Here is a 17,801-nt window from a genome sequence, read left to right on the forward strand (position 1 = left end):
GTTCACGCTACGTTCTTTTGGAAAGGATCACGCCATGCCCGCTCCCAGCCACCTCGACCATTTCGATCTCGACATCGGCCTGCGCGATGCGTCGTGCGACGAGAACCTGCCGCCGGTGCGCCGGGCAATTGCGGCGCTGTGCATCGGGGTCGGCGTGGACGACGCCTACCTGTCGGTACGAGAACTGCGCGAGGCAGTGTCCCTCGTTCATGAAAACGCCCCCGGCGGACGGGCGAAACTCGCCGGCATCCTCAGCACGCAGTGCGACGATTTCCAGCGGGCGATCTACTACTGCCTCGCCGGACGCGGGGTGGTCGAGATGGCCGAAGCAATGGATTGGCTGCTGACGATCCTCAAGGCGCGCGGCCGCACTGCCGCCTGGCTCAGCCGGTCGCGGGTTCGCCGCAAGGATCTCGTTTCGCCCTATGTCAGCGAAGCGCCCGACGGGCCGGTGGTCTCGACCAGCCCGGATTTCGAGCTGGGGCAATCATGGTACGTCGAGCGCGGTCCGGGCCCCTACTGATCGTCCGGTTCGTCATCGTTGCAGGTGACGACCCGTGAGACGGTGCGCCCAGGCGCCGCCTTGCTCGCCAGGACCACGCGGAAGGGCTGCAGCGGGTTGCCAGTCTTGACCACGGCGGTGTCGCCCTGGACGTGCTCGGCAACCCTGGTCGCGATCCGGTTGGCGTTCTCGATGCTGCACAGGCGCGCCCGCCTGGACGAGCGCTGAGGTGGGGCGGGGTCGGTCATGGCGCTACTCGCTCGGTGCCGGGTCACGAGGCTGACGGGGCCGCAGGCGGCGGCACGATCGTCCAGGCCCGGCTCATCAGCTTGCCGATCTTCACGCCGACCCCGTCGCTGACCCGGCGCAGCATTGTCTTGCGGCCTGACTGGACGACGCGGAAGCTACGCTCGCTCTGCCCGTCGGTGAAAGTCAGCGGCTCTGCCAGCACCAGCATATCGCCCGGCGCCGGCTTACGGCGTGTAGTCAGCGCTAAACGCTGTCGGCAGTGCTCGCGCCACTGGGCGGCATATTCGTTGCCGGGTGGCCCGAGCAGATTGAGGATCGAGGCCGGGCAGTCGTAGCTGTAGGGACCCATCGTCTCGCTCAGTTGGGTAGGAGTGGCGCTGCTCAGAGAGTCAGCCCTGCTCCCCCCACCGAACCGCACGTGCAGCTTTCGCTGCATGCGGCTCTCCATTGCAATAATACCATTCATGTTCTCTGCTCCGGCTTTGGGCCACCGTGGATCGCCTTGTGACAAGGGACGCACAGAACCTTCGTCCTGCGTGCCCTGGCTATGGCTTTCTTCGTGGCGTGGTTTCTATGCGCAACATCAGCCATTCCCCGGACATGGTGGACATGACAGGGCAGGTCGGACCGGCCGCACGCTTCGCATTGCTTGGCGTTTTTCCGATCGACCCAATCTGTCCGCGATTCCGAGTAGATTTGTGTCCAAGGTTGGATATCCACCTTGGCCGGGTCTATCCGGTCGCGGGTCAGATCGGTCATTTTCCAGACTTTGACTGATCGAGGCTGGCCACCGGCTTCGTAGCCGGCATAGTATTCCAACCCCTGCCTCATGCGGGCGGCGACAATGCGCACACTTGATTTGTGCTTGCTCGCCAAGGTTTTGAACATGCTCCAGCGCTGAAGATATTCAAGCCGGTTGAGCTTGAATTTCACATCACGCGCGAGAGCGTAGTAGCTCGCGAACCCTCGCAGTTCGGCGTTGTAGGCAAGGACAATCTCGACATCGCTACAGCTCAGAAGATGGTTGCGGTGTCTGGCCTTCAATTGTGACCAGTCCCCGTATCCCTTCCTTGCGGCAAACGCTGTGACCCTGTCCCACGGGACATTGAGTTGCATGACTTCCGACGGTGGGCGTCGCTTGAAGTGCTGCGAACCATTCTGGCTCCGCACCGTCCATTGGCGTCCCGTGTAAGTCCGCGCTTCATATCCGAGGAACGTGGCCCCATCGCTTGCCTTGCGGATTCCGCTCTTCTGTTCCGACACCGTGAGGGCCAATGCCTCCGACAGGAATGTCCTGACGTCGGCGAAGACCCCTCGCGCATCGTCCTTGCTGCCAATCACGCCGATCAGAAAATCGTCGGCGTAACGACAGTAGCGAAGTCGGCGGAATCCGGCGTCCATGGCGTCTCCCGACGGCATGGAACGCATCTGTTTCGACAAGGTGTCGATCTCGGCCAAGAGAGCCTTCCCGATCACCTGATCAGCGTTGTCGTTGGCTTGTACGTCTTCAAGCCGCCGTCTCAGTTTGAAGATCTGGCGGGACAGCTTTTCATATTTGGGATTGCTGGCGCGGGTCGCACCCTTTTCGAAGGCCGCGATCCGGCCCGCCATGAACTCATCAAGTTCGTGCAGGTAGATGTTGGCCAGAATCGGTGAAACGATCCCGCCTTGCGGAGTGCCGCTATAGGTCTGGGTATGAACCCGTCCCTCCATGACGCCCGCTTTCAGCATATCGCGGATCAGGCTGATGAACTTTTCGTCATCGATCCTCTTCCGGAGCAGCATCAGCAGAATGTCATGGTCGATGTTCTCGAAGAACCCGGCGACATCCACGTCGACAAGCCATTTGACGCCCGTCCACACGGCCTTCACATGTTCGAGGGCCGTATGACACGATTTTCCGGGACGAAATCCATGTGAGGCCTTCGAGAAGACCGGCTCATAGATACGTTCCAGAAGTTGCCGTGCCACTTCCTGGACGAGACGGTCGTCGCGCGTGGGAATCCCCAGCGGACGCCGCTTTCCTTTGCCTTTCGGGATAAACACCCGACGCACAGGTTTTGGTTTGTAGGCTCCGGTCACCACGCTGGCGATCACCGGAACGAGACTGTCGGGACCGAAATCCTCGAATGTCTTGCCGTCAATGCCCGGCGTCATCGCCCCCCGATTGGAGGCGATCTTCCGAAGTCCCTGCTCCCACAGGAGCGGGGAACCCATCAAGCGATGAAGCCCATTTACCCTTTTGCCCGACGCAGAGATCGTCGGAATGGCCTCCAACCGGGCCATCACAGTATCTGGTAGCATCAGCACACCCCATGATTTGCGGTTGAAGTATCGCAACTGCCGCCCTTCTCCCGGCGGTCCCCGGTTTCGGCCCGGTCGCCCGGTCCTTATACGGTTGCACCGTCTCCCTTCCGGGAGCTGTCCCGGGCATTACCCCGGGCATTTGAATACTATGGCGGCTCCGTACCCGTGCAGGTCGGCTTGCAGCCGCCTGTTTAGGGCATCCCGTAGTTACGCTGAACGGAGATGCGACGCGTTTAGGTGTCCCTTTCGTCTACATAACCCCTCGACAAGGGGCGCACCGGACGGGTTGAGAACAAGCGGCCAAGACATCAGACCGTTGGCAGCGTCCGGAACTGGCGTGTCAGTCGCTTTCGCCAGCTTCGCATACATAAAATGCTGCAGACTAGGATTTAAGCAGTTTAGCCTTCACCATGCGCGTCTTGCCCTGACCGGCATCACCCCTTTGCGACTGGGATGCATTCGGCCTTGCTCCAAGCATGCTATGGTCCCCCGTTCCTTTCGGAATTTCAGACCTTGCAGGTCCGAGGTAAGCTTGGCGGGCAGAGGTATCTCAACTCACCTCATCATCACTGATACTCCGTTTCAGCGCCACAACGGCGCACTGTCCTTGTAGCCAAACTCCTCGCCGCTGCGCGCGCCGGGGTTCCATTTGACAAGGCAGATGATCGCGAAGGTCTCGCGCGGGCCTTCAGGGTCGTAGCTTTGGCAGGCGGCGTAGTAGGCGCCCGAACGCACGGTCGATTTGAGAACGCGCAGGCCCGTCGTCCGGCCCTTGTCGGGGTCGGGCGGATAGGTGCACTGGTTGTCGAGATAGACCTTCGGCGTGGCGAACGGGGCCATGCCGCCGCGGGACATGAACAGCCAACCCATGGCGGTTCTCCTAGACGAGCGCCTGCTGGCGCGGATTGATGGAAAGGCCGGTCTCGCGAACGACGAGCGCGCGGAAACTCTGCGGCGCGGCGAGGACGGCGATGTCGCAGAAGTGATTACGGTCGCCTAAGTAGTCCTGGCGGCCTTTGCACCGGCGGAACATGACCTCGCGGCCCGGACGGATGCAGGGTATCGACACCTGAACGTAGATCTCGTCGCCGTGGAGCGTGATCTCACCCGAGACCGCTGGCCCCGCGAAGTTGCTGCGCAGATCGTACTGGTCGGGCTCGAGACCGAGATAGCGGGCCGCGACACGCAGCGCCGAACGGGCCTCGCGGTGGAAGGCGCGCTTGGCTTCCGGGTCGTAGCCGATGCCGCGGCGGGCGAGCGCGACGAGAGCGGGCTTGGATTTCAACTCGTCGATCTTGGCGAGGCATTGCCGGCGCAGCGGCAGGTCTTCCGCGAAGGTTTCATCGGGCGCGTGGCCGAGCGCGATGCGGCCGACATGGCGGGCGAGCAGGATGGTCGCCGGATCGCGGGCCGGGTCGATCCCGGCGTTGCGCGCATCCTGCATCGCATCGACGACGGCCTGGGTGGCGGTGGCAATGGTCGCGAGCGCGTCGGGCTGCAGGGCACGGCGATAGCGGAAGTCGAGATCGTAGTTCATCGGTGAAGTCTCCCTTTGCGCCCCCTGGCGCATCGGGCTCCCACCCCCTCCCCTTCCCACTCGCCCTGCGAGCGGCCCCAGTGCCTCCGCTTTCCGGACGCCGTCAGGCCGCCTCCTTGATCTCATCCGGCAGGGGCGAACCGAGCGCAGGGTCGAATTGACGCAGCCACTTCACTGCCTGCTCGGCCTTGGCCGCCGCGTGGAGAATCGCGGTCTTGTCGCCGCGAAGGATCTTCATCCAGTGGTGGATGTAGGAGGCGTGGCTGTCGTGAAGTTCATTCGGGAGGCCGTATTCGGCGCAGAGGGTGGCTTGGCACAGCGAGGCGCAATATCCTGACAGTCCAGCCCCAAATTGAATTGCGGCGTCATTTTTCCGAACCGGTTTCATGCCGCCAACTCCTCGGTTTGAGGTTGCTGGGCATGCATCCAGTCGGCGGCGACCTGGGCTTTGCTGGCGGCAGTGAAGACCGCGCGGGGATCATCCTTCAGTACGCGCAACCACGACGCCACGTAGGCGGCGTGGTCGGCACGCGGGTGATGCGCGATACCAAGATCCGCGAGGACGAAAGATGCGGTCAGTTCAGCGCAAATCTCCTCGATCGCGAGGCTGTCGCGTTTGAACCGCTCGGCGAAATTGCGGTCGAGTCGGTGCTTCGCTCCCGTGGCGTGACCGCATTCATGGAGCAAAGTGCCGAGGTGCGCCGAAGCGTCGCGGAACGTAGCGAAAGTCGGCATGAAAATGTGATCGAGATCGATCCGGTAATGGGCCTCGTAGGCGCCTTCTGTAACCGGAATGTTCAATGCCGCGACGAAAGCCTCACCCTGCGCAATCCGCTCGCTCTCGGGCAGCATGGTAATCGGATCGGGTTCATAACCATCGATCTGCGCGAGATTGAACACGGTGAATGCGCGGGCGAACATGCGTCCAGGTCTTGCCTCGCCATCGTCGCGATCATCGTCGGCCGACGACGCGGATTGCTTCCAGAACACGACCGTGGTGCCGTGTTCGCCCTTGCGGACCTGCGCGCCCAGTGCGGCCCACTGGCGGTAGGTGCCCCAAAGGCCACTGGAATAGCCGCTGGCTTCGGCGGCGATCCACAGCGCGAGCACGTTGACGCCTCGATAGCGTTTGCGGGAAGTGACGTTCTGCGGCCGGGTGGTGGCCGCGCCGTCATGGTGCCAGGGCATGCGCCAGTCCCCAGCGCCGGTCTCAATAGCGGCAACAATCTCGGAGGTGATACGCGAATAGACATCGGCCCGCGCCGATGCGGGGTGGGATCGGGTCATGGCAGGTCTCCAGCGCGGACGGAGGGGAACTCTCTCCCGCTCCTTCAATCCGTCACCTTCAAACCGGCCTCCTCTTCCTCTCCCGCCACACCGGCATGCGGTGTGGCGGGACCCGGCGCGATCTGGGCGAGGACAGCCTCGATCCTCGCGACTTCGGCTTGCAACGTGACCCGCTGCGGCTCGGGCAATCGCTTCTCGCGAAGGAGCGATCGCGCTTCGTCCGCCCCGCGCTGCCAGGCGGGGCGATGCCGTTCGGTGATGCAGGCGTTGGGACAGCGCCCCGGCTCGCACATGGAAATCATCGGTGCTGGCGGACCCGGCTGTGTGATCCGGTTGAGGCACAGGGCGGTTGCGGGTTCAAAGAAGCAGTCGGCCAGCGGGCCGACATGCAAAGTCCGCGCAAGGCTTGCGAGCATGGTGCGCAGGCGAGCCCGGTCGGCGATCATGGCAGGCAACGGCGCAAGCTCGCTTGCTGCGGTATCAAGCACTGTGCCGACACGGTTCGCAGCGGGGCCACCGAGACGGGCGCCGCCATGCCGTTCGTCGAAATAGACGAGAATGTCGTCGATCTGGCCGAGCGCCCGCTGGGCTTCTATCTCGCCGCGAAATCCCGACCGGCTGCTTCCGGCATAGCCTTCGAAGGCGGCGACACTGGCGTGCTTGTACTGGATCATGCCTGCGATCGTTCCGAAAGGCCGGTTGGCGATATGCCAGGCGATGGTGCGACGAAACTGCCGGGTGGTGAGACGCCAGGGCGCGCCATCGGGTCCTGGCGGAATGACCGGCGCGTCGGGCGATCCGAACTGCTCGTTCAAATGATCGCGAAACCGGTTGAGCTGGCGGACGATCTCGGCGGAGACATGGGTCTTGGTGTTGGCCCGAAGCGCAAGCACCGGCCACAGCGTGGTCGTACCCCGCGCCCGTCCGGCCCGAGCGGAAAGCTGTTCGAGCACGGCGACCGCATCGGCAACCGGTGCGATCGTCACCCATTCGGCCTGCTGCCCGCCGCCACGCTTGCCCTTGTAGGCGGTGGATCTGATACGGTGGCGCAATATCGCGCCGTCTTCGCCCCGGATCACGGAAAGACAACTGCGCTTCATCGCCTGGATCTCGCTGTCGCGCATGCCCGAAAGATAGGCGCAAACGACATAGGACGCCGCCTGAAGCATGGTCTCTTCCAGCGCCAATGCCTTGGCGTCGAAACGACTGCGCCAAGGCTGACCACTATCCGGGTCGATGGAAACAGGTGTATCGATCCCGCCGGCTTCGGTGCCGAGTTCCGCGACCGCAGCGGCGATCAGGTCCGGTGCGCCGGTACTCAAACTGAGATGCATGGCAGGCTCGGCCTGCGCATCGACCCCGGCGTGGAGGTGGATGAGGTGATAGTTGATCGGTGGGAGCTGCGCACCGGTCAGCGGATCGCTGCGAACCGCTGCATTGTATATCCCGGTCCAGACGGGAACGCCTCGACCTTGCTTCCGCAGGGCCGCAAGGTAGGCGCTGAGCCGGCGGCGTTGCCGCATCCGGCGTTGGGCCGGATCGAGCCCGGCCTCATGTGCGAACAGCCGATTACGCCTTGCTTCGAGACGCTCAAGCTCATGTCGCGCGGCGAAAATGTCGGCAGAAAAGTGGGTCACATAGCGCAGCGACCATGCCAGCAGCGGCGTCATGACCTCCTCTGGGATGCGCGGCGTGCGGTTCTCATTGGGAACATGCCTGGCGCCCGCGACCGAAAACGGGCTGCGTCCGGGCCACGGCTCGAAACGAAGATGAGCTGTTGGCAGGTGGCGGCGCAACTCGTGGAGGTCGAATATGATCCGCAGCAAAGCCGCAACCGCGACGGGACGGAGCCCGGCACGGCGCAGCGAGCGGGCGAAACGATCCAGCAGCGGCTGATCGACCCGCGCCAGATCGAAGCGCCCAAGCTCGACCTGGACGAAGTTGAAAAAGCGCAAGGCCCGGTTGGCCTCCCCACGCACCCCCGCGGGTTCGAGCCGGGGGCGATGGCCAGGGATATCGACGTTAAGCCGCGCATGGAGAAACTGCCGCAGGGCATCGGCGATGGCTGGGGCTTCGATGCCCCCGAAATGCACAGTAACGTGGCAGCGTCGGGCATTGTCCCGAAAAACGCCGGGCGACAGGTCCCAGATGGGATCTCCATATCGCGACAGGTCCGCGCGATCAAAACCGGGACGCAACGGAGCGGAGATCAGAACGGGGAGCCCATCGCGCTTGTCGCCGTCACAGGCCGGTAACGGTATGGCGGTCATGCCCGGGCCTCGGGCGGCAGATAGATGACGGGCGGTTCTGCTGCGAGCCGGGCGCGGGCCTGCGCAACCACCTCTTCGCCGAAGGCCGGGAGAATCTGACGGATTATGCGTTCGCGGGCGTGGCCGAACTTTGTGGTCCACTCAGTCTGGCTCATGCCGGATCGCTGTTCGTCGACGAAGGCGAGAAACGCGAGGATAGCCGGCAACTTACGCGCGGTGATCACCGCGTTGCCGCAATCGAGGCAGCCCCAGAAAGGCATTGGGCAAGGCGTTCCGGCGGTTCCAAATGGGCTGGAATAGAAGCCGCCGCAGCTCGCGAGCCAAACGTCCTGTTCACCGTCGAGCAAGCAAGCCGCTGGATCATCGCGGTCCTGATCCGCGAACTGGGTTGGGCTGCGTAGCTGCTCCTCCTCGCCAGGAGGGATAATCCTTGGTCCGGTAACCGCCTCTTCAAGGGCGTCGGCGACGGCCTGCTCGTGCAGGGGGCGCAATGATGGAACATCGGCATAATGCCGCGCCGCGATCTCGACCGTGTGGCCGACAGCGAAGCGGGTCATGTGCCCTTCGGTCTTGAGATACCACAGCGCCTTGTGCGTCTTGCGCAGGCGGGAGAGATGCAGGTAGAGCGGCTCGCCCGCATCGTCGACGATGCCATGCCGGGCGGTCCATGCATCGATGGTCGCGCGTGGATGGCGGATGCCATCGGTAATCTCGCCGGGCTGATAATAGATCCACAGGCAATCGCTGTCGTTATGGACCCGGGCCTTGGCGGTAAGCGCCAGGATGCGCCGGATCAGCCCGCCCGGCGTCGTGGAAGCGCCGTCCCGCACCCGGATGGTCTTGTGTTCGGCACCATGCGCGCGAAGCTTGGTGTAGGCGATCTCCACCGTCCCGCCCGTAGCGTTACGCAGGCAATCAATGGTGAGCGACTTGCAGCACTCGAGCTCAAGTCCGGTCTCCAGCGAAAGCAGGACGAGCAGCGGCACGATATCGACGGATGTGAGGTAGTGGGCACCGTGCAGTGCCATCGCCAGATCCGGGCTGGCGATGCTCCGGTTCCAGCGCATGTGATAAAGCGACATCCACTCGGCATCGCGATGCTTCAGGACACCTCGCGCCTCAATCGCCCGGTGGACCTTGGCGGCAACTGCTTCAAGGTCCGGCACCTCGTCAAAGAGTGGGCCAACCCGCAAGCGCGCCTCGATGGCAACAAGATCGGCGCGTGCCGCGTCGCGTAGTTGGCGCGCTACGAACGGGCTGTATGCATCGCGGGGTTGAGACCGGACATAGGGATGCGAACTGACGTAGCGTAGCCGATCGCGCAAACCCGGATCGATGCAGCCGGGTTGATCGGTAGCCATACGGCGAAGGACGGAAACGACCTTGGCGACAATGGTCGCCGCGTGCCCTCGCGACTTGTCCCGATCTTCGAGCCAGGCTTCAAATCCATCGATTTGGCGGGCGCGCAGGTCAGCCGGGCCATCGATACGATCGCCGGTAGAAGCAAGATAGGTAAAGAAGAGTGGCAACTGGTTGGCGTATGTCTTTATGGACGAACGGACCGTGACGGGACCACGCGGAGCGATAACCATGAGCAGCCCCCGCGCGAAGGCAAGCGCGAGTCCTCGTGGACGCAGTGTAGTAAAATCGATGAGAACCGCGCCTCCGTGCGGCGGATCGATCGCAAAGCATAGCGTGCTCACCAGCGACCATGGATCGGCCTCAGGCGTGGATGCCTCACGCTCAAAACTGACCTTGCGCCCCTCGCGCGGGACGGCGGTCATGACCGGAGATAATCCGGCACGCGTGCAAGCAAATCCTCGATTGCCGCATCGACAGTATCGGCGCGGGTAGCGATGTGATCGAGGTAGACCGAAGTAGTGGCAAGGCTGGAATGGCCAAGCAAGCGCTGGACCTGCTGGAGCGGGTCGCCGAGCAACTGGCGGTAGCCTTCCATGGCGCCTGCCGATGCGACCGCTTCGTTGATACGCCGCTGGATCAGCATCGCCAGCATATGCACGGCGAAGGAATGCCGGAGTTGATGAGGGCTGACGCGGACGGTAATACCGGCATCGGTGCAACGCCGGCTCGCCCTGGCGAAGATCGCTTCCCACGAGTTGGGCAGTACCGGATGCCCGACCTCGGTAAGCCAGAGGACAGCGGCCTCGCAAGGCGCACCATCGTCGGCGCAGATCACCAGCCTTGCCCGTTCTTCGGGAGTAACAAGCTCCATGTCCATCGTGCCGCCACCAGCGAGCTGCAGTGCGGTGGGTTCAGGCGGTGGGCGATGGATAAAGATCGGGCGGTCGATCGCCTCCCACCCTCGTCGCGATGCGAACTTGGTCACCGCCGATGCACGCTCAACCGCGATGTATGCATCGAACGCCGGCAACAGGCGGCGCGGAAGCAGCATGGTGCGGCCCCGGTCCCCCTTGGTCAGCGCCGATGGCAGTTCGACCCGGCGCTGGCGTTCCGAACGTGCATCAAGGGTGGGAATCTCGGCGGCGAGAAGGAATGAGGCTTCTTCGAGACGCAGACCGGTGGTGACCAGCAGATCGGCGAAGAGCGCGTTACGCGCACCATTGCGGTCGCGAGCACCGGGGCGTTCTACGCCCTCGACCGTCAGGCCGCGCAGGCCGACGTCACGGAATGCATGGTAGTCGGCAAGATCGATGAAGCGCACATCGGATCGGCGCGCCGCGCGCTCATAGGCCTCATTGCGCCCGGCAATGGCGGCGCGGCGACCACCGTACGATCTTCGCCAGACCTGTCGATGGGTGAAGGGTGTGCGCTCGACAAGCCCCTCACGCTCTGCCCAGCGATAGAGCTTGTCCAGCGAGGCGACCGCGCGGTTCCATGACGACGCCGATATCCGGAAATCCGCATCGCTGCGACGGCGGGCACGATGATAGGCGGCGACATCGTCGCCATCGGCCTGCCACACGGTCTTGCTGCGTGCTTCGGCGAGGAAGCGAACCCAGACCAGGACATCATAGCCGTGCGCCCGAAGCGAATGGCGCGACCGCGCGCCGTTCAGCGGCAGATCGAGGAAATAGCGGTCAAGGTTGGCATCATAGATCGCCTCGCCCTGCATTATCACCGGAATGTAGGTGTCCAGACCATCGGCGTTGCGGTGTTCCTGGATGACGATCGGTACTTCTGAAATATCCACAGCTTGCCAGTCCCTCCCCCGGACCCCCTCCCGAATCCAGGACGCGCCCGTTGCGCGCCTGCGGGACGGTGGCCATCAGGCCGGACTTCGCCAGCTTATGGGTAGCGCTACGTCCGGCCTGATGCCCCCCTGCGTCGTACCCGGATCATACCGTTCAATGGAGCGTCAGACACGGTGCAGACTGTCCAGATAATGCGACGATTTCCTCGAACGCGTAGGCATCGTCCCCGAAGCGTTTGCCGAACTGGCGATTGAGCCGCTTGGGAGCCCCCGTGGCGTGACCGAGCTCGTGGTAGGTCCCATCCATAACGTGTCCTTTCTGTCCTCTTCTGCCAATCAAGCAGGACACATGATCCGAGCCCCCTCTTCTCTGCCGGACAGGGAGGGCCCGAGGGCCCTCCCTGTCCGGTCGCAATCGTGGAGTGGGTATGGCGCAGCTGCTGTTCTCGACGTCGGCGTTCCGGCCTGACGGGTCATCGGTGGAGGATGTCCCCATCCTCCTCGACGAACGGATGCGGCTCATCGAACCAGTCTGCGCATGGCTGATGCACATCGCACTGGTGCGCGGCAGGACGCGCAGCTCCCAAACCTGGCGAACCTATGGCGAAGCCCTCTACGACTGGTGGCAGACGCTCGAGGCCAATGGCTGGGCGTGGAACGAAATCGGCCCGGGCGAGCTTGCCGCCTATCGCGACGAGATGCTCCGGCCTCGCGGCGACAGTGGCAGGCCTCTCGCGCGCAGCACAATCAACGGGCGCCTCAGGACCATAGGCCGGTTCTACCGGTGGAGCGTTGCCAATGGGCTGATGTCGCAGGTCCCGTTCGCGGGCCAGGAAATCTCACTGTCGCGCAGCCGTCCGCTGGGCTTCCTTGCCCACGTCGATGCTAACGGCGGCCGAGCTCAGGCCAACGAGCTGACCATGCGGCACGTGCCCATGTTGCCACGTCCGCTGGTGCCGGAAGCGATCCGGCGCATCATGGCCGGAATGTCGGCACGCGACCGGCTGATCGTCGAGTGGGCAGTGACAACGGGTATCCGCCGGATGGAAGTCGCGGGTCTGACCGTGCGTCACCTGAAGAGATCGGGGAGCGAACCGATGATCCCGGTGCAGATCGACGAAACCAAGGGCGGGCGCTCGCGGATGATTTATCCCCCGGCCCCACTGATCGACCGCACCCGAGCCTATGTCCGAGAGGAGCGGGCCATCGTGGTCCGACGCACTGCGGTGAATCGAGCTGATCGTGACCCCGAAGCTCTGTTCCTGACCTGTCGGGGGCAACCGATGAAACCTCGCAGGATCGGCGCGATGTTCACGGCGGCTGCCGAAGCGGCAGGCGTGACGGCGACGTTCCACGCGCTGCGGCATACCTTCGCCGCAGCCATGCTGCGGTTCCTGCAGCGCGAAGCCCAAACCAATCCCGAACTCAACCCTCTGCTCACGCTGCAGGTGTTGCTCGGCCATGCCGACCTGGCGACCACAGCGGTCTACTTGCGCGTCGTCGAAACCGATCTGTCGGTGATCGAGGCCTCAGTCGATGATCTCTATGCGGCGCTGCTGTAATGCCGCGCGGGAAAAAGGACTACCGGGTCGCGCCGTCACCCGAGCCGCTCATCGGCAATCCAGGAGCGCTGCTCGTCAATGTCGTCGATGCCGACGGCAAGCTCGAGTGTTCGTTCGACTTCTCGATCTTCGCCGAGCGGCCCGCAATGGCCGCCGAGTGGGCGCTCGCCTTCCGCCACCACTATGCCGTCAGGCAACCGGCAAACAGGGTGAGCGTCTATCGGAACCTGAAACTGTGGTTCGCCTTTCTGGGCGAGCATTACACCAGCATCGCGGCGACGCGCGATGTCGATACGGGCGTGCTCAATGCGTTCATCGTCTGGCTCGGCACCAGACCCTGGAGCAAGGGCACGCGTTACACCGTCTGGTCGATCATCAAGCAACACATGGCTTGGCTCAAACGCAACCGGCCCGACCTGGTCCATCCCGATCTCGAGATCCCGTTCAACCCGTTCCCCCGTAAAAATGCCGAAGCGCGCCAGCGCGAGGCGTTGAGCCGCCATGAAATGGAACGCGTACTCGCCGCCGCCCGAAAGGACATCGAGGCAGGCTGGTCGTTGTTCGAGGAGGGGCGCTGCGCGCTTGCTCGCGTCGACCGGGCGGTGATCGCCGCCGAGCCGGACCTTGCGAAACTCGATCTCGGCGACATCGGCGTGATGCTCGCAGTGATCGACGTTCGGTTCGGCGGCGTACCGCCCAAGGTCCAAGACATGTTGCGCAAGGGTGCCGAGCTCTGGCGGCTCCACTTTGCGACGATCCGTCATGGCGGCATGGGCGGGGTTGCGGGCCGTCTGTTCGCGCTGCCCGACACGATCGTCGCTTACATGATCGCTATCGGTGCGCAGACCTACGCCAACACCGAGGCGCTCAGGCTGATGCGGCGCGACTGCATGGGCGAACATCTGCTGCTCGAAGGGCGGGTCATGGTCAGCTGGCATAAGGGGCGGGCGGGCCGCGAACAACGGCGCAGCTTCCTGCGCGACAAGAAGTTCTCGGTACCTGTGCTGATCGAGCAGGTGCTGGCGATGACCGAAAGGCTGGTGCCCCATGCGCCGATGCCCGACCGTGATCGCCTGTTCCTCACCGGCATCATACGTGCGTCGCGCAGCACGGGCGTGATCCCCGATTACCTGGCTTCGAAACTGACCCGGCGGTTCGTGAATCGTCACGACTTGCTCGACGATAGCGGCAAGCCGCTCAAGCTGACACTGGCGGCGCTGCGCGCATCGGGGCTGACGCTCGCGCACGAACGGCTTGGGCACGATATCCTGAAAACCCAGGCGCTGGCCAACCATGCCACTCCCGATACGACGCAGCGCTATGTGGATCGCCCCAGGGTCCGAAAGGCGCAGGCTATGGCGATCGGCAAGTTGCAAGCGCGGTTCGTCGAGGTGGTGCGCGGCGATGCCGAAACCCCGCCCGAAACGGAGGCGCTCCCCGATCTGAGCAATGCGACCGCAGCAGGCTTCATCTGCCGCGATCCCGTGGCTGGCGTCGCCGAAGGCCAGCGCAAGGGCGAGCTGTGCACAGCCTGGCTCGGGTGCTTCACCTGCCCCAATGCCGTGATCCCGCTCGAGGAGGACGTACTGACCCGTCTCCTTGCGACGCGGGTTGCGCTCACCGACGGTCGGGCCGGTATGGCGCCAGAGCGCTGGCGGCGGCTCTACGCGCCCAAGTTGGAAATCCTCGAGCGCGATATCTTGTCCCGGTTCCCCGATGCGATGCTTGAAGCAGCAGCAAGGGCGCCGCTGCCGCAACTGCCACCGATCGAATGACCGCGCACCCCCGCCCGCTCGCAATGTCGTCGTCATGGGAGGATGCGCCGATCTCCCCCTGGAGCCGGTTCGGCGACGGTGAATGGCTGCTCGATATCCGCACCGCAGGCCGCCGCGCGGATCAAAACCGGTTCAGTTGGGCCGCTCCCATGCCGGAGTGCTCCAGGATCAGCGGGCACGATCATTCCCACCTGATCCGCGCGGCGAAGCACTTCCTGTGGTCGATGCACTTCGATCCACCGCGTGGACGCAAACGGTCCTCAGCGACATCGCTCCAGCAGAAGGCGATGCTGCTGCGTCCGATTATCGGGTGGATGGCGGGCGAAGGGCTCAGCCGTTTTGCCGAGATCGACCCTGCTGCGGTCGAGCGGTTCTGCACATGGTTGCGCAGGCGACCATCGCGCGCCGGCCATGACTCGATCAGGCCCGCCACCGTCACGAACTATCTGCTCGCAATCAAGGATCTCTACCGGCAGCGTTCAAAGCTGGCCGATGCACCGCTGATCGACCCGTTGCCGCTGGAAACCACCTATGAGGCCGCAGGCCACACCCGCGCCAGCAAGGGCTCCATACCGTTCATCCCGGATCGGCAAGCAATCGCGATCCTGAACGAAGCCTTGCGGTGGATCGAGAAGCACGGCGAGACGATCGTGATGGCCGAAGCGATCCGCCTCGAAGCGCGGGAGCGCGGGCTTGCGACCGGCGTCTTCCGGCAAGCCTCTTATCACGTGCGCAGGGCGCTGCGCGCCGCGAGGCTGAGCGATCCATCGGGCGAACGCCTCGACGGGGCCTATGCGGCGCGGCAAGCGGCGGTCCACCTCGTCGAAGCCTGCTATATCGTGATCGCCGGGTTCGTTGGCATGCGCGTCAGCGAGATCCTGTCGATGAAGGTCGGGGCAATCGAGTATCGCCCGATCGGCGAGACCGGGGTGGATCAGGCCTATGTGGTGGCACGGTTGTTCAAGACGGTCGATGATCCCGATGGGCGGGTCGAACGCTGGACGGCACCCGCACCGGTGGCCCGCGCGGTCGATCTGCTCGAGCGCCTGAGCGCACCCCTGCGCGCTGCCTCGGGGCGTGAGGAGCTGTTCCTGGTGAAGAACACGCAATACGGCGAGATCGTGCCGGTGACCCACATGCACATCGCCTGGCGCATCAACGACTTTGCACGCCACGTCGGCGTCCCCGACCATGACGGGAAGCCCTGGCAGTTCAGCACGCACCAGTTCCGCAAGACCTTCGCCCGGTTCGTGGCTCGTCGCGACCGCACGCAGCTCCTGGGCCTCGCCGATCACTTCAAGCATGCCTCGGTGGCAATGACCGCGCGCGGTTACGTCGGCAGCGACTTCGACCTGCACAGCCTCATCAATCACGAAGCGCGTGCCGAAACCGCTGCAGCGCTGGACCGCCTACTTGCCGCAAGGCAGCTCGGCGGCAAGATGGGTGAACGCATCGTCGCCCGCAACGCGCGGTTCCGCGGCCGCGCAGGCGAGCAGGTGCGGCGGGACTACGTGGCGTTCATCCTCGAAGAGACGGACCTGCGCATCCATGCCTGCGACTATGGCTGGTGCGTGTTCCAGCAGGAAACTTCCCGCTGCGGCGGCGAACTCGAACCCGACGAAGCCGGACGCGCGCCAGCGGTCTGTCTCTCGTGCGCAAACATGGTGATCGAGGCGAAGCACGGTTCCTATTGGCGGGATCGCAGGGAGCGCAATGCTGCGCTTCTGCCATGTGCCAATCCCATGACCGCAGCCGTGCTGAATGAAGCAATCGGACAATGCGAGCGGGTGCTCGCGCAAATCGGAGATGACCATGGGCAAGAGTGAAGTGGACCCACGCGGACAATCGGCAGCGAGGAGCTACCGGGCGGCTCTGGCGAGGCTGGTTCGCGGCGAGGGTCGGCATCCCGACCACGCCGGGCGGGTGGTGCGGATCACGCCGGCCTCGGTGGCCCGCGAGGCCGGACGCAGCCGCAATCCACTTTATACGACACATCGCGACATCCTCGATGAAATCGAAGTGGCTGCTGAAGGACCGACGCCTATGCGGGACCTTGCGGCCCGGATCGCAGAACTCGAGGCCGCACTTGCGCATCTGCGCTCCGATGCGCGCCGACATGGTGAGGAACGTCGCGAACTCGCCAGCGAGAACATGACACTGCTGCACCGGGCGAGGAGCGCTGAGGATCGGCTCACGGCGATCCTGCGGCGAATGCCTGAAGCCCCCGCCACAGGCGCCATCACGCGGCCGCGCTAATCTGCTCCGGTTGCCGGGCATGCATCCAGTCAGCCGCCGCCTGGGCTTTGCTGGCCAGCGTGAAGATCGCGCGAGCGTCGGCCTTGAGCACGCGTAGCCATGACGCAATATAGGCCGCATGGTCCGGTCGCGGATGATGCGCGATACCAAGATCGGCCATGACGAGTGCGGCTCCGAGATCTGCGATCGCCTCCTCCGCTGCGTATCTGTCCGACCCGAACCTGCCGGACAGATCCCGGTCGCAGCGGTGGGCTGCTCCTGTGGCGTGCAGGCCTTCATGGAAAAGCGTGCCATAATAAGCGGCAGGCTCCCTGAACTGAGCGAAGGGTGGCATCTGCACGCGATCTTCCGAAGGAATATAATACGCCTCGTTGCCGCCATGCCGACACTCAATGCCAAGGTTGGCCCAGAAGGAATCGGCGTTCTGTAGCCGCGCATTGTCGGACAGGAGATCGATGGCTGGCGGCGCATAGCCATCGACCTGGGCCTCATTGAAAACGCTGTAGCCACGGGCAAACATGCGAGCGCGACCACGCCCCTCCTGCTCGTCGTCCCCATCTTCGGCATCCTCGCCGCGCTGGTTGATCTTCCAGAAGACGATGGTCGTCGCCTGCTCGCCCTTGCGGACCTGGGCGCCAAGCGCCTGCCACTGGCGATAGCTCGCCCAGCGCCCGGAGCAGTAGCCCGCGGCCTGCGCCGCGATCCACAGACTGAGGATGTTGGATCCCCGGTAGCGCTTGCAGGTGCCAGCGTTGACTGGCCGCGACGTCGCTGAGCCGTCATGGTGCCACGGCATGGTCCAGGAACCTGCCCCTGCCTCGATGGCTGCGACGATCTCGTTGGTGACGCGTGTGTAGATATCCGTGCGTTCGGTGCTGCGCATG

General features: G+C 64.1%; 17 protein-coding genes and 1 pseudogene. 6 read left to right on the forward strand and 12 right to left on the reverse strand.

Annotated elements, in window-relative coordinates; genetic code table 11:
* Positions 1-34: 34 nt before the first annotated feature.
* Positions 35-523, forward strand: a complete 489-nt coding sequence (locus JI59_RS24300; RefSeq protein ID WP_007015909.1) for a hypothetical protein — start codon at positions 35-37, stop codon at positions 521-523.
* On the opposite strand, the gene JI59_RS24305 is transcribed toward JI59_RS24300, so the two are convergent.
* From JI59_RS24305 to JI59_RS24340, 8 genes are all read right to left on the reverse strand, one after another.
* Positions 517-777 (reverse strand): hypothetical protein, encoded by a 261-nt coding sequence (locus JI59_RS24305; protein WP_138921580.1) that lies wholly within the window; start codon positions 775-777, stop codon positions 517-519. The genes JI59_RS24300 and JI59_RS24305 overlap by 7 nt on opposite strands.
* Positions 774-1,217 (reverse strand): DUF6927 domain-containing protein, encoded by a 444-nt coding sequence (locus JI59_RS24310; RefSeq protein ID WP_039859025.1) that lies wholly within the window; start codon positions 1,215-1,217, stop codon positions 774-776. Before JI59_RS24310 ends, JI59_RS24305 begins: the two co-directional genes overlap by 4 nt.
* On the reverse strand, positions 1,214-3,091 hold the full coding sequence (locus JI59_RS24315; RefSeq protein WP_238532678.1) for a reverse transcriptase domain-containing protein: 1,878 nt from the start codon (positions 3,089-3,091) through the stop codon (positions 1,214-1,216). Before JI59_RS24315 ends, JI59_RS24310 begins: the two co-directional genes overlap by 4 nt.
* A gap of 549 nt (positions 3,092-3,640) precedes the next feature.
* Positions 3,641-3,928, reverse strand: coding sequence for a hypothetical protein (locus JI59_RS24320; RefSeq protein WP_007015913.1), 288 nt, complete (start codon positions 3,926-3,928; stop codon positions 3,641-3,643).
* 10 nt (positions 3,929-3,938) lie between these two features.
* The gene (locus tag JI59_RS24325; protein WP_007015914.1) at positions 3,939-4,595 is read right to left on the reverse strand and encodes a hypothetical protein; all 657 of its coding nucleotides are present in this window, start codon (positions 4,593-4,595) and stop codon (positions 3,939-3,941) included.
* 103 nt (positions 4,596-4,698) lie between these two features.
* A complete protein-coding gene (locus JI59_RS24330) occupies positions 4,699-4,983 on the reverse strand; it encodes a zincin-like metallopeptidase domain-containing protein (protein WP_039859029.1) in 285 nt (94 codons plus the stop codon).
* Positions 4,980-5,882 (reverse strand): ArdC family protein, encoded by a 903-nt coding sequence (locus JI59_RS24335; protein WP_007015916.1) that lies wholly within the window; start codon positions 5,880-5,882, stop codon positions 4,980-4,982. Before JI59_RS24335 ends, JI59_RS24330 begins: the two co-directional genes overlap by 4 nt.
* Positions 5,883-5,926: 44 nt before the next feature.
* Positions 5,927-7,552, reverse strand: coding sequence for an integrase (locus tag JI59_RS24340; RefSeq protein ID WP_239000654.1), 1,626 nt, complete (start codon positions 7,550-7,552; stop codon positions 5,927-5,929).
* 99 nt (positions 7,553-7,651) lie between these two features.
* Here JI59_RS24340 and JI59_RS27915 point away from each other — a divergent pair, with 99 nt between their 5' ends.
* The gene (locus tag JI59_RS27915) at positions 7,652-8,137 is read left to right on the forward strand and encodes a hypothetical protein (RefSeq protein ID WP_239000655.1); all 486 of its coding nucleotides are present in this window, start codon (positions 7,652-7,654) and stop codon (positions 8,135-8,137) included.
* A gap of 11 nt (positions 8,138-8,148) precedes the next feature.
* Here JI59_RS27915 and JI59_RS24345 read toward each other — a convergent pair whose 3' ends face one another.
* From JI59_RS24345 to JI59_RS27210, 3 genes and pseudogenes are all read right to left on the reverse strand, one after another.
* Positions 8,149-9,936 carry a hypothetical protein gene (locus JI59_RS24345; RefSeq protein WP_007015919.1) on the reverse strand — a complete coding sequence of 596 codons (1,788 nt, stop codon included), beginning with the start codon at positions 9,934-9,936 and terminating at the stop codon, positions 8,149-8,151.
* On the reverse strand, positions 9,933-11,246 hold the full coding sequence (locus JI59_RS24350) for a tyrosine-type recombinase/integrase (protein WP_081976352.1): 1,314 nt from the start codon (positions 11,244-11,246) through the stop codon (positions 9,933-9,935). The genes JI59_RS24345 and JI59_RS24350 overlap by 4 nt, the downstream gene beginning before the upstream one ends.
* Positions 11,247-11,478: 232 nt before the next feature.
* Positions 11,479-11,616: pseudogene (locus tag JI59_RS27210) on the reverse strand (zincin-like metallopeptidase domain-containing protein); the annotation flags it as partial.
* 136 nt (positions 11,617-11,752) lie between these two features.
* Here JI59_RS27210 and JI59_RS24355 point away from each other — a divergent pair.
* From JI59_RS24355 to JI59_RS24370, 4 genes are read left to right on the forward strand one after another with little or no spacing between them, the layout of a single operon-like run.
* A complete protein-coding gene (locus JI59_RS24355) occupies positions 11,753-12,886 on the forward strand; it encodes a tyrosine-type recombinase/integrase (RefSeq protein WP_007015922.1) in 1,134 nt (377 codons plus the stop codon).
* The gene (locus tag JI59_RS24360; RefSeq protein ID WP_007015923.1) at positions 12,886-14,661 is read left to right on the forward strand and encodes a site-specific integrase; all 1,776 of its coding nucleotides are present in this window, start codon (positions 12,886-12,888) and stop codon (positions 14,659-14,661) included. Before JI59_RS24355 ends, JI59_RS24360 begins: the two co-directional genes overlap by 1 nt.
* A complete protein-coding gene (locus tag JI59_RS27920) occupies positions 14,658-16,487 on the forward strand; it encodes a site-specific integrase (RefSeq protein ID WP_238532679.1) in 1,830 nt (609 codons plus the stop codon). The genes JI59_RS24360 and JI59_RS27920 overlap by 4 nt, the downstream gene beginning before the upstream one ends.
* Positions 16,474-16,917: a hypothetical protein gene (locus JI59_RS24370; protein ID WP_007015925.1), complete on the forward strand. Its 444-nt coding sequence runs from the start codon at positions 16,474-16,476 to the stop codon at positions 16,915-16,917. Before JI59_RS27920 ends, JI59_RS24370 begins: the two co-directional genes overlap by 14 nt.
* On the opposite strand, the gene JI59_RS24375 is transcribed toward JI59_RS24370, so the two are convergent.
* Positions 16,901-17,800, reverse strand: a complete 900-nt coding sequence (locus JI59_RS24375) for an ArdC family protein (protein ID WP_007015926.1) — start codon at positions 17,798-17,800, stop codon at positions 16,901-16,903. The two genes, JI59_RS24370 and JI59_RS24375, sit on opposite strands and share 17 nt — an antisense overlap.
* Between the last annotated feature and the right edge of the window lies 1 nt (position 17,801).

This window comes from Novosphingobium pentaromativorans US6-1, assembly GCF_000767465.1.
Taxonomy (GTDB): domain Bacteria; phylum Pseudomonadota; class Alphaproteobacteria; order Sphingomonadales; family Sphingomonadaceae; genus Novosphingobium; species Novosphingobium pentaromativorans.

Bases quoted from the DNA above. Each gene is read 5' to 3' on its own strand.
- JI59_RS24300 (WP_007015909.1), top strand. From the start codon at position 35: ATGCCCGCTCCCAGCCACCTCGACCATTTCGATCTCGACATCGGCCTG.
- JI59_RS24310 (WP_039859025.1), bottom strand. From the start codon at position 1,217: ATGAATGGTATTATTGCAATGGAGAGCCGCATGCAGCGAAAGCTGCAC.
- JI59_RS24320 (WP_007015913.1), bottom strand. From the start codon at position 3,928: ATGGGTTGGCTGTTCATGTCCCGCGGCGGCATGGCCCCGTTCGCCACG.
- JI59_RS24325 (WP_007015914.1), bottom strand. From the start codon at position 4,595: ATGAACTACGATCTCGACTTCCGCTATCGCCGTGCCCTGCAGCCCGAC.
- JI59_RS24330 (WP_039859029.1), bottom strand. From the start codon at position 4,983: ATGAAACCGGTTCGGAAAAATGACGCCGCAATTCAATTTGGGGCTGGA.
- JI59_RS24335 (WP_007015916.1), bottom strand. From the start codon at position 5,882: ATGACCCGATCCCACCCCGCATCGGCGCGGGCCGATGTCTATTCGCGT.
- JI59_RS24340 (WP_239000654.1), bottom strand. From the start codon at position 7,552: ATGACGCCGCTGCTGGCATGGTCGCTGCGCTATGTGACCCACTTTTCT.
- JI59_RS27915 (WP_239000655.1), top strand. From the start codon at position 7,652: ATGAGCTGTTGGCAGGTGGCGGCGCAACTCGTGGAGGTCGAATATGAT.
- JI59_RS24345 (WP_007015919.1), bottom strand. From the start codon at position 9,936: ATGACCGCCGTCCCGCGCGAGGGGCGCAAGGTCAGTTTTGAGCGTGAG.
- JI59_RS24350 (WP_081976352.1), bottom strand. From the start codon at position 11,246: ATGCAGGGCGAGGCGATCTATGATGCCAACCTTGACCGCTATTTCCTC.
- JI59_RS24355 (WP_007015922.1), top strand. From the start codon at position 11,753: ATGGCGCAGCTGCTGTTCTCGACGTCGGCGTTCCGGCCTGACGGGTCA.
- JI59_RS24360 (WP_007015923.1), top strand. From the start codon at position 12,886: ATGCCGCGCGGGAAAAAGGACTACCGGGTCGCGCCGTCACCCGAGCCG.
- JI59_RS27920 (WP_238532679.1), top strand. From the start codon at position 14,658: ATGACCGCGCACCCCCGCCCGCTCGCAATGTCGTCGTCATGGGAGGAT.
- JI59_RS24370 (WP_007015925.1), top strand. From the start codon at position 16,474: ATGGGCAAGAGTGAAGTGGACCCACGCGGACAATCGGCAGCGAGGAGC.
- JI59_RS24375 (WP_007015926.1), bottom strand. From the start codon at position 17,800: ATGCGCAGCACCGAACGCACGGATATCTACACACGCGTCACCAACGAG.